At 33.5% G+C, this 15,213-nt stretch carries 11 protein-coding genes; all 11 read right to left on the bottom strand.

The features are described 5' to 3' along the window. Window positions 1–4: 4 nt before the first annotated feature. Window positions 5–1,117 (bottom strand): heparan-alpha-glucosaminide N-acetyltransferase domain-containing protein, encoded by a 1,113-nt coding sequence (locus tag DG435_RS24585; protein ID WP_106792759.1) that lies wholly within the window; start codon window positions 1,115–1,117, stop codon window positions 5–7. Between the two features lie 12 nt (window positions 1,118–1,129). Next, the gene (locus DG435_RS24580) at window positions 1,130–2,062 is read right to left on the bottom strand and encodes a sterol desaturase family protein (RefSeq protein WP_106792758.1); all 933 of its coding nucleotides are present in this window, start codon (window positions 2,060–2,062) and stop codon (window positions 1,130–1,132) included. Between the two features lie 47 nt (window positions 2,063–2,109). Beyond that, window positions 2,110–3,942, bottom strand: a complete 1,833-nt coding sequence (locus tag DG435_RS24575; protein WP_234387098.1) for an IucA/IucC family siderophore biosynthesis protein — start codon at window positions 3,940–3,942, stop codon at window positions 2,110–2,112. Further along, entirely contained in the window at window positions 3,935–4,558 is a 624-nt protein-coding gene (locus tag DG435_RS25875) for a GNAT family N-acetyltransferase (protein ID WP_199852678.1), read from the bottom strand. Before DG435_RS25875 ends, DG435_RS24575 begins: the two co-directional genes overlap by 8 nt. A gap of 11 nt (window positions 4,559–4,569) precedes the next feature. Continuing rightward, window positions 4,570–7,029 (bottom strand): GNAT family N-acetyltransferase, encoded by a 2,460-nt coding sequence (locus tag DG435_RS24570; protein ID WP_106792757.1) that lies wholly within the window; start codon window positions 7,027–7,029, stop codon window positions 4,570–4,572. Window positions 7,030–7,038: 9 nt separating this feature from the next. Beyond that, window positions 7,039–8,280, bottom strand: a complete 1,242-nt coding sequence (locus DG435_RS24565; protein WP_234387097.1) for an MFS transporter — start codon at window positions 8,278–8,280, stop codon at window positions 7,039–7,041. A 17-nt stretch (window positions 8,281–8,297) separates the two neighbouring features. Then, a complete protein-coding gene (locus DG435_RS24560) occupies window positions 8,298–9,629 on the bottom strand; it encodes a lysine N(6)-hydroxylase/L-ornithine N(5)-oxygenase family protein (protein ID WP_199852676.1) in 1,332 nt (443 codons plus the stop codon). 12 nt (window positions 9,630–9,641) lie between these two features. Next, on the bottom strand, window positions 9,642–11,147 hold the full coding sequence (locus DG435_RS24555; RefSeq protein ID WP_106792754.1) for an aspartate aminotransferase family protein: 1,506 nt from the start codon (window positions 11,145–11,147) through the stop codon (window positions 9,642–9,644). Between the two features lie 345 nt (window positions 11,148–11,492). Next, window positions 11,493–12,323 carry a DUF5694 domain-containing protein gene (locus DG435_RS24550; RefSeq protein WP_106792753.1) on the bottom strand — a complete coding sequence of 277 codons (831 nt, stop codon included), beginning with the start codon at window positions 12,321–12,323 and terminating at the stop codon, window positions 11,493–11,495. A 285-nt stretch (window positions 12,324–12,608) separates the two neighbouring features. Continuing rightward, entirely contained in the window at window positions 12,609–13,712 is a 1,104-nt protein-coding gene (locus DG435_RS24545) for an alkaline phosphatase family protein (RefSeq protein ID WP_106792752.1), read from the bottom strand. A gap of 61 nt (window positions 13,713–13,773) precedes the next feature. Beyond that, window positions 13,774–15,210: a SusD/RagB family nutrient-binding outer membrane lipoprotein gene (locus tag DG435_RS24540; RefSeq protein ID WP_106792751.1), complete on the bottom strand. Its 1,437-nt coding sequence runs from the start codon at window positions 15,208–15,210 to the stop codon at window positions 13,774–13,776. Window positions 15,211–15,213 lie beyond the last annotated feature (3 nt).

Raw genomic sequence — 15,213 nt, 5'->3', positions numbered from 1 at the left:
GATATTAAGGTTTTTGAAGAGATATTGAATTCTTTGTGATATTATTCTGTTTTTTTGTTTTCTTCAACCAAAACGGCTTATCAAAGAACAATTTTTGGATTCCGAGTGTTAGCATTATATAAACAGGAATCAAAATCAAAACACCTGCAATATCAAATTGCTGATATCCTAAACCTCCCATTCCCCAGCAAATAACCACCCATTGAATGATGTATATCGTGGTTACTCGTTTACTACAGTAGTATAAAAACTCAAAAACTCTATTTGTTTTTATATAGGTCACCAATATATTCGCCAACCACATTAAAACTAAATTGAATCCTGCCAAATAAATAGTTCCGCCTGGTCCTAAATGGAAATAATCTCCAAAGTGATACTCAAAATTATAAAAACACAACCCTCCGCCAGTCAACATCAAAAGGACACCTGCAACAAACATTCTTTTAAATATATATGCATTACTTTTATTTTTCTCTTTGTACCACATTCCAAAGAACACTCCAATGAGTATAAAAGAAAACCAAGGAAATACAGCAAAATATACATTCCACTCTGCTCCCCACATTAGATCTAAGATATAATCCACACTTCCTATTCCTAATCGGAAACCGTGTACCTCCTTGGTTACTACAGCTATTGTAAATGCAATAATTAATGGTACATATTTGTTTTTCGAAAATTTGTTTATAATTCCCATAAATAATAAAGAAACTCCTGCAAGTTGTAATATATCACCTGTAAGCAGCATATAAATCATGTTATCTACGGTAACAGGAGCTGTCCAGCCATAAGCTTCTATAAAGGCATCGGGCATTGTGCCTATTAAAACTGGTAAAACAAATTTTAGAAAGTTCATGATATACCCAGCAGCCAGAATATATAATGCCCGTTTTACAGACAAAACTATACTTTGATTTCTGGATAAGGTAAATGACACTCCCATTGCAATTAAAAACATTGGAGTTCCCTTTCCTATAAAATGAACTACTCCTCCTAACCAAGTATTTGATTGTGTAGATATATCACCATATATCCATAAGGTATGTACTATGATTACCATCAATACACTTACTCCCCTTGCGAGATCTATGGCTAAAATTCTATTGTTATTCCTCATTTATCTTTACGTTTATACTTCTTTTTGTACCCGTTTTATTAATTCGTCTCGTATCCATGCTTCGGATCTATAATCACTTGCTTTTTTACCTCCATCAATATGGTTCCAGCCTGGATACATAATTAAGTATTTAAATTTGTCCGATAATTTTCTGGCCGTTTTAATATCAGCCCAAAGTTCTTTCCATAATAGTAATTGAATTTGCCATAAACTCTCGCTATTTATACTATCACCCATTAATCCATACACAGGTTTTTCATCATCCAGTTCTACCTGTAGGGTTCCAAAAATTTTATCCCAAATAGAAAAAGTCTCTCCATAGTTTGTGTCTAAGTACTTATGATTTTTTGCGTGATGTACCCTATGTAAAGAAGGAGTTATAAAAATCCACTCTAACCAAGGCTGTCTACCGATTAACTTTTCACTCACATGTTCATAAAGTCCATATAGATTTGCTATTAACTCTATGATAAAAATCATAAATGGGTCAAATCCTAGTAGAGGAAGCCATAATATGGTATGTGGCATATGTAAAAAAATAAGAAATGATCCTCGCACTGCAACTGTTAGCTTCATTTCTTCTGCGGTATGATGCACCCCATGGATACACCAAAAGAATCGAATTTTGTGTCCTATAAAATGCAATATATAAAACATGAAATCATATAAAAGATAGGCTAGTATCCATATATACCATTCATATCCCAGGGTAAATAAGCGATATTCATACCCCCACATCATTATTCCCAAAATCACAATCTTACCAAAAAAAATGTATGGAATAGATTCTAATATATAGGATACTATATTTACTACACCCTCTTTATGGCTTTCTATTTTCCTGGTTATAAACAGAATAGTCCATTCTATGACAACAAGAATTATAATAATAATTCCAGAAATACTCTGAAACTTATCTAACCATATTTGAATTGTTTCGTTCATATCTTGTTAGAAAAAATAGATTAAACTGATCTTCTTTTATATGTTACTTATAGCGTGGGAATGCTTACTCTACTTTTACAATACTCTGCTATAGGGTTTATAAGGGTTCCTACTAGTTGTAAGCTCTCTATAGGGTCTGCAAGGCTCAACATTTGTTTTGTATTGCTTAGTTGTAACCTATTGAGGCAACATCTGTCAAATTCTGGTGCAAAAAGATCATATTTCTTGAACTGTGGTTCTAATTCAGGATGTTTTCGTTGATATGTGTTTATACAATCAGCAACTAACTCCCAGAATAACGTTTCAGGGTATTCACAATATTCTTCAAGTATATCCCCCATAAACCTAAAAAAGCAATCAAATACATCTGTGAAAATCGAAAGTATTTTCATCTTATCAGAAGTTTTGGTATACAGGCGTTTTACTTCTTCAGGTAAGGTTAATTCTGAATTAAAAACAATTACTTCTTCAGTAATATCTTTCATTAATATCTTTACAGGAGTATGATTCTCCATCACCATAATCAGATTTTCTCCATGTGGCATAAAAACCAACTCATAAGTATAAAAACAGTGTAATAAAGGAGCCAGGTAACACTGCAGGTATTTCTTTAACCAAGTTGTGGTATCAAACGGAGAAGCCTGTATCAATTCGGCTAACAATGAAGTATTATCATTATCAATATGTAAAAAGGCAGCCATGGTCATCACTTGCTGACCTTCTCTAATTTTAGATCCGGGAGCTTCTCTCCATAAGGCTGAAAGCATTTTATTATGAGGATTTGTTTTACCCAAAATCTCATAATTAAGGTTTCTATATCCAACTGTAGCAACTTCGCCCAACATTGTAAAACCTGTTTTTTTAAGGTATTTATCATCTCTAAACAACTCGGTTATCCAAGTGGTTATATGCGGAGTACTTTGCATATAATATGGAGAAAGACCTCGCATAAACCCCATGTTTAAAATAGATAATGCTGTTTTGGTATATAATTTATCAGGAGTAGTTTTATTATATAACGTTCTTATCGACTGTTGCGCAGAATACTGATCTTCTCCTTTTCCCAGAAACACGAGATCCATATTTGCAATATCTGCAGCAAAAATGTGAATGATCTTATTATGCCATTGCCAGGGGTGAACGGGTATAAAAACATAGGATTCCATATCCAACCCTAAGTCTTCTAATGTATTATTAAATTTGGCTATGGTAGCGACACCAAGTTCTCGCCGCATTAGTGACTTATATTCAAATCCTTTTACCGCGGTAAATGTCGCTTTATCCTGATGACCTGCCAGCCATATAATCTGAAACGAATTATCGGTTTCGGGTGCATATTTAATGTAATCTTCGGCATCAAAACCTATTCGCCCATTATTAGCCACAAAACAAGGATGTCCTTCGGTCATTGCATGTTCTATTACCTGAAAACTACATTGTGCTAATTCTTTTGAAGAGCATTTTTTATTATGATATTTATATGCCGCACCAGATAAGGTACTGGTAATTTCTTCGAGATAGGTAGGTAACATATCATCAGGAATCCCCAAAGCATATTTAAATTCTAAAATAAAATGTATAGCATCTACAGTTACCAGATTTCCATTTTGTCTTTTAACAAGACTATTCTCATCAATATGCCAATGATCAAGGCTTCGTTTTTTGGCTTTAAATTCGTAGGTAATTCCTGGTGTATCAGAGATCAGAATATAATGCCCCCAATATTTTTCCTGATACTGAGGTTTTGGTCGTAAGAGTAATTCGTGTGTAAATTCGCTAATTGCTTTTTTAACAAGGGCTCGATTTACTTTTTTCCAAACATCGAGTCTTAGATGATCAAGATTAACTTCTGGTTGGTTTACCATATCTAACTTAGTCATTGGTTTTGGTTTTATGTACTATATTTTTCTCTTCTTCTAGTATGAGAGCTTTCTCATAATCTTTCTTATCACAAAAAGCTAGTGCTGCTGTTTTATGAGGTAATTCAACTTCTTTATGATATTTAAATCCCGCCCTTTTATTAAGTGTATGAATTTTTTCATTTCTCACATCTGGTTCTACAACAATACGATCCGTTTGAGGGTCACTAAACAGATATTCGAGAATAGTAGAAAACACATACCAGGTAAAATTTGGAATCTTTTTTTTGACAGGGCTAACCAAAATATGCATCCCACAATCTCCTTTCTCTGCCTTATAATATGCTGAAATAGGATCTTTTAAAGCATGATAACGTTCCATTAAAAAGATTGGTTGATTATTTAGTATACCTATGAAAGCATCATGATGATCTGATTCGATTATTTCTTGATATGCAAGTCTTACTTCTTCTAAAGTATGCTCTTGCATTCCCCAATAAGTAGCATAAGATCTGGTGACCCAATCGTAAATAGTTTCGGTATCTTTTTCTATATCCAAAAGACGTAAATGTATATCTCCAAGACCTTTAATAGTTTTAGAAAAAATAGTGGTTGGTATGATTACAGCGTTATTCATAAAAAGGAATCTTATACTTGAGAGCTGGGTTTTTCTTTTCTAAAAGTGGCAATAGGATTTTGTAATCGTCCTGCAAACTGAAGTAATGCAACAGGATCATCCAGATCAATCATCTGTTTATTATTATTTAATTGTAACCTGTTAAGGCACGATAGATGAAATTCTGGCGCAAAAAGATCGTATTGTTTAAATTTGGTTTCCTTTTCTGGATAACGTTCCTGATAATGTTGAATATTTTCTGCTACTAATCCCCAGAAATTCTCTTCAGAATATCCTGCGTGTTCAACCAGGATATGGGACATAAATCTAAAAAAGCCATCAAAAACATCTGTAAAAATAGATAGTAATTTTACATCCTCGGGAACCGGAGCGTACATACGTTTCAGATGCTCTGGCAATTTAACTTCTGGGCTAAGAATACAAGCTTCCTCGGTAATATCTTTCATTAATATTTTTACCGGTATGTTATTTTCTAATACCATAATGATATTTTCGCCGTGAGGCATAAACACCAAATCAAAATGATAAAAACAGTGTATTAGCGGACTTAGATATGCCTTAAAATAATCGTGTAACCATTCTGATATAGATAATCCAGAGGCAGCAATAATTTTGGGTAGTAATGCTTCGCCGGTTTGATCAATATGCAGAAAAGCAGCCATTGTCATTGGTTTTTGTCCTTCGTCGATCATACCCATCGGGCTTTCTCTCCATAATGACGCCAGCATTTTATTATAATCATTATGGGGTCCGAACTCTTTGAAATATGGATTTACATAGCTAACAGAACCTATTTCTCCCAGCATTTTAAATCCTGTTTCTATGATGTATGGATCATTATATAATAATTCTTCTAGCCAAACTGCCATTTTTGGGGCTGTACCCAAATAATATAAAGGCAATCCTCTCATAAATCCCATATTTAAGATAGAGAGGGCTGTTTTGGTATAGAACTTATGGGGATTCGAAATATTAAATAACGTACGTATCGATTGTTGAGCGAGATATTGATCCGGACCATAACCCAAACAAATCAGATTTCCTTTGGCAATTTCTGGAGAGAATATATTAGCCAATTTATTAAACCATTGCCAGGGATGCATCGGAATGAAGTAGTACTCATCTGGATCAAAACCCTTATTTTTTATTACTGTATTAAATGATGAAATTGTATCTGTATCTAATTCTTGTTGAATTAAGACTTCATATGGTAAATCCTCGATAGCAGCATATACGGCACTACTTTTATGACCTGCTAACCATATGAGGTAAAAAGAATTTCCGGCTTCGGGAGCATACGATCTATAGTCACTACTATCAAATCCTATTCGGCCATTATTAGCCACAAAACCAGGATGGCCTTCCATCATTGATTGCTCAATAGTCTGAAAATCTGCAGAGACCAAATCTATTGCTAAAGGGTTTCTTTTTACATGTTTAAAAGCACTTCCATACAAGGTGCTAATAATTTCTTCGAGATATACCGGCATTGTAGTAGTATCAATCCCTAATTTTTCTCTAAACTCTTTGATAAACAAAATAGCATCTAGCATTACCGATTTTCCGCATTCATATTTCTGAATAGAAACTTCGCTAATCCATAAATGATTTAGAGCCAATTGTTTTCCTCGAAATTTATATTGAATCTCGGGATTATCGGCTTCCAGAGTATACATATTCCAACCATCTCTTAGTTTTTCTACTATTTTGGCTTGTATAAGTAGCTCATGGCTAAATTCACATATTGCTTTTTTGATTAGTAAAGTATTTACTTTAACCCATAACTCTGGTTGTATATGGGATACCGATTGTTGGGGCGAAACGGCGTTGTCTAACGTATTCATTGCACTTCGTTTATGGATTTGTGGAAATAATTTAAGTTGATTATGTTTTTGTCTGGTTAAGAAAGCGAGTTGTGCCGTTTTATGCGGAAGTTCAACAATCGTGTCAAGCTGAAATCCTACACGTTCGCAAATCGCAAACATCTTTTTATTTCTTATATCGGGTTCTACTATAATTCGATGTACTTTTTCATCTCGAAAAACAAAATTCATGATCGTATCAAACATATACCATGTGAAGTTTTCAATTTTACCTTCGGATGATGGCGCTACTATAATATGAATCCCGCAATCATTACTCTGAGCCGGATAATATTTCCCGATAAGATCTTGTTGTGGATGATAACGTTCTAATACAAAAACAGGTTGTTCTTTATATACACCAACAAAAATATCATAATGATCTGGTAGTATTAATTTAGCATATTCGGCTTTTACTTTATCTACCGAACTCTGTTGCATACCCCAGAACACGGCATAATCCCGATTTACCCAATCGTGTAATACAGCACTATCTGTTTCAATATTAAAATGCCGTATATGTATATCTCCAAAGCCCATATAAGACGATGAAAACTCATATCCTTCTTTTGCAGGTGTTATTAAACTTGTGTGTTCTTGAACTGACATATAAAATCTTTATGTTTTTGCTAGGTCTTTTACTCGTGTTCTAAATGTTGTTCTGTGAAATATGAAATAGTACATTCCGAGTGTGATCAAAAAACCTGCTAATGCTACTCTAAACGGAATTTGTAATCCATGATGATCCACCAAAATTCCAACCGAAAAAGAAGCTAGTAATACTCCCAGATTCTGAAAAAAATGCACTTTACTGTAATCAATGGCATAAGAATTCGGAGAGCTGAATTCAAACAATAACACATCAAAACGCACTACTCCCTGAAAAATCGCCCAGCCATAAATAATTCTTCCCAATATTACAATCGTCTCAACAGGAAGCCCTTGAAGTATTAACCCTATCATTCCCAGGAATAATGCAGATATGATACTCTTATTTTTATATTTCGGAATATGCTTTGTATTAATCCAAAGAGCAATTAATGCTACAAAACCAGGTATAGCATATATGCATCCAGAAATTAATTTACCATCATAATCAGAAAGGCCTTCCCAGTATAGTGAGAAAAAAGGACGGATTAGAAAATCACTAAAATATAAGATCATTGTTACCAACCCAATCTTAAGGATAAAACCTTGGGGGATAATTTTATCCTTAGCATCAAGAGTAGATTGAGTTTCAATAATTTTATTCGTATCATATTTTTTACTGCGCAGTACATACATACTTATTCCCATTTGCATAAAATCTCCAGCAGCCATCACCAGAAAAATATAACTCGCATCAACAAGATCTACCGTTAATCCGCCAATTACAGCTCCCAAAATCCCTCCCAGATGTACAACAACAGAGAGTAACCCTATGGTACTTGTATGTTCTTTTTTGGTAATAATTTTTAAGATATAGGGATATACCAAAAGATAACTTCCTTTAAATATCACCATAACCAAGGATATGATCCAGAAGTTAATATAAGAGGTTGTCCAATAACAGTATAATGCTAATATTCCTGCAATACATTGGGTATACACCAAAATATTAAGCTCTGCCATTTTTTTGGATATGTAAGCCCAAAACGGAAATGCAATCATCACCATAAAACAAATAGCTGCAAAATAATATCCTACATATTTGGGATCTGTAACCCCAAATCGAGTTTCAAAAAACTGTGGATAAAAAGGGTGTAGCAAATAATCGCTTACTACCGCTACCAGAGTCATGAGGATAAGAATTTTTTTTAAAGTCATTGTAGGATTACAATTATAAACCTCACAGGCTTGTGCCGAACTTAATTTCAGCACCCTATAAGGTTTGTGGTTTACCTTAAAACAGGTTCTTCTTTATTAATTTCTTCTTCCTGAGTTACTTCAAATTGCTGAAAAGCAATACGTTTTTCTATCGGATAATATTCTTTTCCTGTTAGTTCTTTAATAATAAAAGAATTGCGATAACATGCCATTCCTAAATCTGGAGTTACGAACCCGTGAGTATGTAATTCTACATTTTGCACATAGATATCCTTACCTTTCTTATCAATACTATAATTGCGATGTACAGCGTATCTGTTTTTATCATCCCATTTAATATGATCTGCTATACCGTCTACAAATTCTGGTTTCTGATAGGTATAACCAGTTGCTAATATTAGCGCTTCTGTTTGATGGCGGTATCGTTTATTTTGTTCAATTTGGTGTAATTCAAGATCAAAAGTGTTTTGATTTTCATTATACTCTGCTGTGGTCAATTCAGAATTAGTACGCAATGATATCTTAACATCATTAGTCAATTGCTTGGTATAGATCAGGTCATAGATATCTGCGATTAGATCTTGGTTAATTCCTTTAAAAAGATGTTTTTGATTTTGAATTAAATGATCCTTTTTATCCTGTGGTAGATTATAGAAATAATCCACATACTCTGGAGAAGTCATCTCGAGGGTCAATTTAGAATATTCTAATGGAAAAAATCTTGGAGATCTGGTAATCCAGTTTAATTGATATCCTTTTGTTTCAACATCTTGCAAAAGATCATAAAAAATCTCTGCTGCACTTTGCCCGCTACCTAATATGGTTATAGATTTTTTTGATTGTACTACTGTTTTACTCTTTAGATATGATGAAGAATGAAACGCTTTTCCTTCTAATTGTCTGCAACATTCTGGAACATAAGGTTGAGTTCCTGTTCCTAAAACCAGTTTTCTTGCTTTGTATATTTTTAATTCATCGGTCTGTGTACATTTTGAGGTAACAACATAATACTCTTCTTTTTCATTGTACTGTATATGCGTTACTTCAGTATTAAAAAACAAGTTAGGCAATTTTTGTATCACCCATTGGCAATATTGATTGTACTCATTACGAAGTAGTAAGAAATTTTCTTTTATATAAAAAGAATACATACGTCCTTGTTTTTTGATATAATTCAAAAAACTAAATGGGCTGGTAGGGTCTGCCAGAGTCACCAGGTCTGCCATAAACGGAATCTGTAATGTGGTATCCTGAAGCAACATCCCAGGATGCCAATCAAACTTAGAGTTTTTGTCTAGAAAAACTCCTTCCAACTCATTAATAGGTTCGGTCAAACAAGCTAATCCCAGATTAAAAGGACCAATACCTACCGCTACAAAATCTATTATTTTAGTATCACTCATCATTATATTGTTTTAATTATTTGTGGCATAGATTAGTCCCTGTTCTTTGATCATTTTAATGACCTCTATCAGGTCATCTTTTGTAGTTCTCGGGTTTAACAAGGTGAATTTTAAGTAAGTCTTACTATTTAGTTTGGTACTTGCAACAGAAGCTTTACCAGCATTAAAAAGTGTATTTTTAATATACAGATTCGCTGCATCCAATATTTTTTCATCGGATACTCCAGGAATTTTAAATCGAAACACAAGAGTACTTAGCTCTGGTTGATGTGCTACTTCAAAATAAATATCGTCTTTAATGATATGATAAACTTCACGGGCCAGGTAATGTACTTTTTCCAGAAATCCTCCCAAAGTTTTAGTTCCGGTTACTTTTAAAGTAAACCATAATTTTAAAGCATCAAATCGTCGGGTAGTCTGAATAGATTTCTCAATCAAATTTGGATATTCTTCATCCCGATTTTCTATAGGATTAAGGTAATCTGCGTAGTAAGAAATATATTTAAAATATTTTGTGTCTCTAACCAGAAAAGCACTAGAGCATACCGGTTGAAATAAGGTTTTATGAAAATCAATAGTCATAGAATCAGCATATTCTACCCCTTTAAACATATGTTTATGGGTATCGGTCAGGACATAACATCCTCCATATGCTCCATCTACATGAAACCAGATATTATATTCTTTTGCAATTTTAGATATGGTTTGTAAAGGATCAAAACTTCCAAAATCTGTTGTTCCTGCTGTAGCTACTATTGCTATTGGTATATTACCTTGTTGTTTTTCTTTTTCTATAGCTTGTACCAGAGCATTTCCCTTCATCTTCATCTTATCATCGGTATCTATAGGTATTACAGAATCATACCCCATTCCTAATAAAGCTGCATTTTTTTTGATACTGAAATGTGCTTTATCTGAACAAAAAATACGAAACTTACTTACCTCATCAGACCACCCATTCTCTTTTAGGTTGATTCCATAATGTGTAAATGCATAATGATCTCGTGCCATCAAAAGTGCCTTGAAATTAGACTGTGTACCACCACTGGTAAAAACACCATCTGATTCTGCAGGAAAATTCATTTCGTTACAAATCCAACGAATCATCTCTTTTTCTATTAATGTAGCAGATGTACTTTGATCCCAGGTTTCGATAGCTGTATTAACAGATGAAGCTATTAAATCCCCGACTAATGCAGGTAATAAAACAGGACAATTAAGATGTGCTACGTAATGAGGATGATGAAAAGAAATTGCATGATCAAGAAATACATCTTTGATTTCTCGTAATGCCTGATCTAATGTTAAATTGACATGTGAATTTACAGAAATACCTTCTTTACGGGACTTTAGCATTTCTGCGGATTCTCCGCTATAGAAACAATCATTATCCAAAAAGGTTTTAATATATTGAACAGTTTTTTGTATATACTCTTCGTATTCGTGTTTAGAATGAGCATCAAAAAGGTAGTCAACCGCGAGGTCAGGTTTAAGAGTAATTTGGGTTTCCGACAGCATAGTTATTTTTATTTGGTCTAAATAAATTTTAATGCAAAACTAACTATCATTTGAAGTAACTAAATGACGGGAACTGGATAAAAAATGACGTGAATATTTAACTAGGTGTTACTTAATACATACCTAATATTATTTTAAAATTTTATAGATAAATACTGAAGTGGTTTAACCATTTAAACTCTAATAATTATGAGTTAAACACTAAACGATTTAATAAAGAATTAATTACCTTATACTATATCATACTTAGATAGAAAACAAATAAATGATTGATTTTAAGTGCTTTACAAACAACAATACAAACATTGATATTCATTTACCCTTATTTAAAAAATCTAAATCACTTTATTTTAAGTAATCAGAAATTTCAACATACTCAACATCCTCTCTATCTTCATAAAAATCTTTCAAAACAGCTCGATGAGCTCCTCCTACAATAACCAAAAGTCTATCATCCTTTTGTGTTTGCATATCAATATTAGCCATAATATGAAAATTGCGTTCCCACCATTTTGAAACAAACTTTACTCCAATATAAGTTGAATCAGAAACAAACTGAGCAGTTCCTTTTAAATATTGATTCTTATTTTTTAAATCTTCTTCATTTGAATTTTTATAAGCAAAATACTCTAATAATGTTGCTGTTTTTAAACGCTTAGAATCTTGTTTATCATTTTCTTTAATACTTGATAGAAAAGTTTCAAACTTTTGTTTTTCATACTTTTCTGCATATTTAGACAACGGTCCAAAAGGAAGTGGCATTTTTTGATCTATGCAATAGAGTTTTTGATGCCCTAACTCTTTGGCAAGGCGAAAACCTAATTGATCAATTTCATTAATGGTTAAAGTATATATATCTTTAAGATATTCTTTATAATCATCATTGAGCTTATCCTCTTTTCTGTAAGGATACTCAACCATAATTTTTGTTGGTTTATATGTTTTAAGTGCCTCTATTAACAAACGAATTTCTTTTTGCCTCTTATCAGACCTAAAATCATCAAGATCCATTGATGAATAATCTGAAGTAGTAGCAAAATGGAATGTACCTAATAAAGCAATGTTGGGTAATTCTACTTTTTCTTTAGATGATTCTGATTGTTTGGTGTTCTCACATGACAGAAACAATACAATAATAGAAAGTAATATTACAAAAAACGGAGTTTTAAGATTCATCAGTAACATGTTTATAGTAAAGATGTTAATTTACTTAAGTTGTTACAGAAAATATCTTTTCATGATGAATAACAATCAAAGAATGATACGTAATGGTCATTTTTTGAAAGAAAAATTCTGAGTATTCCTTAAAACCCAAGTGAAACTTCTCGCAAAATGCTCCTTATCTACTTCTTATAAATGAGTAAATAATTATCAAAGCATTTTTTGAGAGTTCACTTAGATATTCAAGAATAAGAGTTAGAGTTTATGCAATACCCCTTTTTTGATTAAACCGATATATGGTTATTTTTTTGATTTCACTATACTCTCGATCGGTTTCCCCGCATTTTCAACAGGGTATTCATTTCCCATAACCGCTGCAACTGTTGCAGCTATTTGGTTACTGTACAATTGTTCGGTATTTTTTACTTCTCCCAAAGCAGTTATTCCTTTTCCGAAAGCAACAATCCATACTTGTCCTGCATTTTTTATCTTTGTTCCGTGGCTTTTCCAGGTGTCCAGAGGCTCTGTTCCTCTACCATGATCTGTAGAGATAATAAAGACGGTATTGTCTTTATAATATGAATCCTGTTGGGTAAACTCCCATAATTCTTTGATCATACCATCTGTGTTATGAGCCGCTTTTAGATAAGCTTCATAGTCACCGTCATGAGCAAAATCATCTGTTTCACCATATGCGATATAGACTAAATCAGGATGGTTTTTCTTCATATATTCTAGCGTATAGTGATGAGTAAAAGCATCTAAACGAACCGTACTCCAAGGGCTTGGAGTCTGATCCTGTAACTGGTTTAAAAACACTTCTCGTTGACTCAGATTGTTCCCTTTGGCGGTCTCAAAACCTGCATTAACAGGAACTCCTGAACGATCTTCGTTTACGATATACGGAAATACATCCCAACTTCCAAAAGCTGCTACTTTTCCTTTATAATTTGGTAGATTATTTGTTATTTCCAATACCGTTTTATTTGGGTTGTTTATCTTTTTATTGCTGTTGATATTCTTATCATCGGCAACCCCAGTTAGGATCTCATTGTATCCCGGATATGAAAACCACATCATATTCGTTAGATTGACTTTACTTCCTGCATTTCTATTTCCATGTAGTTGTCCCATGGAAGCAATATTCTTCCAAAAAAATGGCATTAGGGCCTCTCTTCGGTCTTTTGCTTCTGATCTCCAAAAATCTGTTTTTAGCTTCGTCGTATCATTTACATACGTCTTATTTGTTACTAATAGTGAATCAGCACCAGTATAAAGTTCTTGCCAACGTAATCCATCCAAAGTGATTAAAATTACTTTTGGCGAATTTTCTTTTTGCGCATTACCATTAACTGCAAACAAATGCATAGCAAAAACGACTATAAAGATTATATTTTTTTTCATTCGTTATTTTCTTAAATGTTAGTCTAAATTACAATATCACCTAATTAAAATCTAGTGATCACTAGTTCTCCCACCAGCCTTTTATATTGATATCGTTGCCTCCCATCTGGGAAATTGCCTGCTCATAATTTTCATTATTAAGTGTTTGCTCGCTATCAGGATATAAGAAACGTACAGGTACGCGATCACCGTTTACATTATCTGGTCCCGGAACAACTACAGAAGGTAATCCTGTTCTTCTAAAATCATACCAGGCTTCAAGACCAACCAAAAATGATGCTAACCATTTCTGAGTTATTATTGTTTCTAACTTATCATCATATGTTACGCCAGTTTGTGCAAGATAAGCAGTAACATCCTGATTAACATTCCAGTACTCAAAAGATAATCTCACACCATCTTCATATAATGTTTTGGCATCGGCCGTAACCCAGCCTCGTTGTGCAGCCTCTGCAAGTATGAAATGTACTTCGGCTGCTTGTATGATTGCTGCTTTTACACTATTTGGAGAATCATAAAAAAATGATTGATTTATTCTTGATACATTACTTGCACCCCCATTAAAAGTTGATGCATTATCTTCGCTCAATCCATTAGTTAATCCTACAAAAAGACCTGGATCATCATCAGGGTTATCTGTGGGCTGAAACCACTTTGATAGACGTTGGTCGTTAAATTGTTTTAAAATGTTCTCACTGGTTTCACTAAGTCGGTGTTCATCAAACCCACCGATTCGACCTGTGCTTATAGGCCATGAATCTATTTGTGTCGTTGCTGGGTATGATACCGCTGCATTATCTGCATTGGTTGTTATAAAAATACCGGTATCTACTATCTCTTTCATCTCTGAAGAAACATCTACTTTGTTCGAAATTCTTAAAAGATAACGAAGTCTTAAAGAGTTTGCCAGTTTCCTCCATTTTTCAAGGTCGCCTCCATACAAAACATCACCGCCAAGAATAGGCTGTCCGATTGCCAATTGTTGTTCTGCATTTTTTAAATCCAGAAGAATTGCAGTATAAATATCTTGTTGATTATCATACTTGGGAGTGAAGTTTCCGTCTTGACCATCTATCGCTTCCGAAAAAGGAATACTTCCCCAATTATCTGTTAGAATAGAAAAGACATAAGATCTAAGGATTAACGCCATTCCTTCGTAACTTGTGTTTTTGGTTTCTTCTTGCAATGAAGTTTTTAAAATAAGGTCAATTTCTGGAAGAATCCCGTAATATTCATTCCATAGTCCAGATTCTGAGCCCCATTCATAACGGTCAAAACCTGTAAAATTGATCTTTGCTGTTAACTGACCTACAATATTTCCTCTATCCCATCCAGATTGTGCTGCTCTATTAGCAACAGTAGAGATAACTGTAGATAATAACAAATCTGAACTTACTTCTTCAGGTTGATTGGGATTAGCATTCGTTTCTTCAAAATCATTAGTACATGATAGCACTGATATCAATATCGTTATTCCTAATATTATATATTTTTTCATCTT

The organism is Aquimarina sp. Aq78 (genome assembly GCF_900299525.1).
Classification (GTDB): domain Bacteria; phylum Bacteroidota; class Bacteroidia; order Flavobacteriales; family Flavobacteriaceae; genus Aquimarina.
Note: the sequence above shows the minus strand (reverse complement) of the source record. Positions and strands in the feature narration are given on the sequence as shown.

Excerpts from the sequence above, each read along its gene's own strand:
- DG435_RS25875 (WP_199852678.1), bottom strand. The coding sequence starts at position 4,558 with ATGAATAACGCTGTAATCATACCAACCACTATTTTTTCTAAAACTATT.
- DG435_RS24560 (WP_199852676.1), bottom strand. The coding sequence starts at position 9,629 with ATGAGTGATACTAAAATAATAGATTTTGTAGCGGTAGGTATTGGTCCT.
- DG435_RS24575 (WP_234387098.1), bottom strand. The coding sequence starts at position 3,942 with ATGACTAAGTTAGATATGGTAAACCAACCAGAAGTTAATCTTGATCAT.
- DG435_RS24555 (WP_106792754.1), bottom strand. The coding sequence starts at position 11,147 with ATGCTGTCGGAAACCCAAATTACTCTTAAACCTGACCTCGCGGTTGAC.
- DG435_RS24570 (WP_106792757.1), bottom strand. The coding sequence starts at position 7,029 with ATGTCAGTTCAAGAACACACAAGTTTAATAACACCTGCAAAAGAAGGA.
- DG435_RS24540 (WP_106792751.1), bottom strand. The coding sequence starts at position 15,210 with ATGAAAAAATATATAATATTAGGAATAACGATATTGATATCAGTGCTA.
- DG435_RS24545 (WP_106792752.1), bottom strand. The coding sequence starts at position 13,712 with ATGAAAAAAAATATAATCTTTATAGTCGTTTTTGCTATGCATTTGTTT.
- DG435_RS24550 (WP_106792753.1), bottom strand. The coding sequence starts at position 12,323 with ATGAATCTTAAAACTCCGTTTTTTGTAATATTACTTTCTATTATTGTA.
- DG435_RS24585 (WP_106792759.1), bottom strand. The coding sequence starts at position 1,117 with ATGAGGAATAACAATAGAATTTTAGCCATAGATCTCGCAAGGGGAGTA.
- DG435_RS24580 (WP_106792758.1), bottom strand. The coding sequence starts at position 2,062 with ATGAACGAAACAATTCAAATATGGTTAGATAAGTTTCAGAGTATTTCT.